The sequence below is a fragment of the Aliiglaciecola sp. genome, from assembly GCF_039982535.1.
In the GTDB taxonomy this organism is placed as follows: domain Bacteria; phylum Pseudomonadota; class Gammaproteobacteria; order Enterobacterales; family Alteromonadaceae; genus Aliiglaciecola.
This window is the reverse complement of record NZ_JBDWYG010000001.1, coordinates 1-2,194: the sequence shown is the minus strand read 5'-3', so window position 1 is coordinate 2,194 and position 2,194 is coordinate 1. Positions and strand designations below refer to the sequence as shown.

1 protein-coding gene is annotated in these 2,194 nt (G+C 42.4%); it reads right to left on the bottom strand.

Annotated elements, in window-relative coordinates; all coding sequences use genetic code 11:
* Positions 1-2,015: BspA family leucine-rich repeat surface protein (locus ABJV04_RS00005; protein ID WP_348489053.1), on the bottom strand; the 2,015-nt coding region annotated here is incomplete at its 3' end.
* Positions 2,016-2,194: the final 179 nt, after the last annotated feature.

Sequence of the window (2,194 nt, the reverse complement as noted above, 5' to 3'; positions counted from 1 at the left end):
CACATACTTTCCCACTCGATATCGCCCCACTGGGTTACTGCCGTTATCTTGTCCTTGTCCCCGCCATTGTCGAAGCGGATAGTGGGGAAATCTCCAGTAATGGATACCTCATAGGTACCTGATTCAGGGAAGGTAATCGTTGCACTTTCTGTAAAAGGCCCTGCTGTATCAGAACTTGAAGCATTTCCCGTATTCACCCAGCTTACACTATAGTTATAGTCATAACTGTTAGTTGTTGGGATGGTGATCTGATTATCATCAGAAGGACCATCATTGTCCGTTTGCCAGGTGGTGATGAATGCTCTTTGTACATAACAATCCTCACCCTCATTTTCGGGAATCACCCATCCTTTATCACTCACAAGTGTATTTACGGCATCCACGGCATGGGCGCCATAGGGCAGGGCATTCGTTAGGGTAATATTTGTATTTGTATTCGGATTATCCGCCCATCCGATCAGTGTGGCCGAATAGTTGACACAGTCTATGGTTGCGCCTGTGAATAGCGAATTCATAGCCATTATGCTGCTCAAATTCCAACTGCCAAGGTCCTGATTGAAGGCAGAAGTTCTGCCGAACATCCAGGCCATATAGGCGACACTACTGACATCCCAAGCGCCGATGTCCCCAGTGAAGGCAGAAGCTCCCAAGAACATGGAATTCATATTAGTAACATTGCCTGTGTCCCAGCCACCAATGTCCCCATTGAAGGCCGAAGCTTCGCGGAACACGTCATTCATCTTCGTTATCTCGCTCACGTCCCAGCTGTTGAAATCAGTGTTTTCCCCAGTAAGCGAACTGGCATCCCAGAACATGCCGCTCGTGTCTGTCACAGCATTCAGATCGGGGGCATCCGTGGCGGTGACATCCAGGTTGGTACAGCCGTAGAAGACGCGGTACATAGTTTGCCACTGGATATCGCCCCACTGCTCCACGGTCAGTATCTTGTCCTTGTCCCCGCCATTACCGAAGGGGATAGTGGGGAAATCCCCAACAATAGATACCTCATAGGTACCTGTTGCAGGGAAGGTAATCGTTGCACTTCCTGTAAAAGGCCCCGCCATACCATTACTTGAAGCATTTTCCGTATTCACCCAGTTTACCCCATAGTTATAGTCATATTTGCTAGTTGTTGGGATGGTGATCTGATTATTATCAGAAGGACCATCATTGTCCGTTTTCCAGGTGGTGATGAATGCTCTTTGTACATAACAATCAGGACCAGAAGCAAAAATAGTATTGCCGTCTATGGCGTTTGACCAATTGTAAATACTATAAACCACATCATCTACCTGTATACAATCTAAATTAGAATTACCTGTGGCAGAAATAGAATTAATATTTTCATTATTACCATTAGTTAGGTTTAAGCTTGTTAAATAAACACCATTTTCGCTACAATTTAACTGTTCAAGTGCTGGATTGTTAGATAAATCTAAGTCACCTATCTGATTCTCATCACAAAAGAGATCTTTAAGCAACGTATTGCCAGATACATCTATTTCGGCTAAAGCATTATCGCTACAATATAAGTCTTCAAGTTCCGGACTGTTAGATAAATCTAGTGCGCCGTCGCTTCTTAAATTATTTTCACTACAATCTAATCCTGTAATATTACTAAAGGCATTAAGACCTGTCATATCTGATATATCTTTATCTGAGACATTTATTGTACCTGTATAAGCGGTTGCTTCGGCATAACTTATTTCACTATCTTGATTTTCGTTTATGCTGGTATTGGCAACCAAAGCTTCTTTAAAATTAGAATCGTTAAATTGAACCACACAGGCGTTTGTTGTCAATAGCTCTTGATGATCTTCTGAAATTCCAGGACTACTATCGTGCACGTCAAGGTTATTCCCATTATAAGTAATACATTCTAGACTGGTGTTGTCTCTGATATCCACATAAGCGCCTTCAAGGGAGGGGATCGAAAGGCTTTTTAATTTTTCGTTCTCATTAACAATTAGAGTACCACCTAAGATACCACTCCCTCTCAGGTTTGATATATCCAAGCTTACTAGGTTATTCCTTTGAGCCCGAAAGTTATGAATGTTGTTATTTTGTGACAGATCTAGGGTTCGTAATGGAGTATCCCTAACGTTCAGAGTTTTCAATGCCGTACAGTTAGACACATCCAAGGTTTCTATAGAAGTCCAATACACAGTTAGATTTTCTAGTTCTGTAAGTGTAG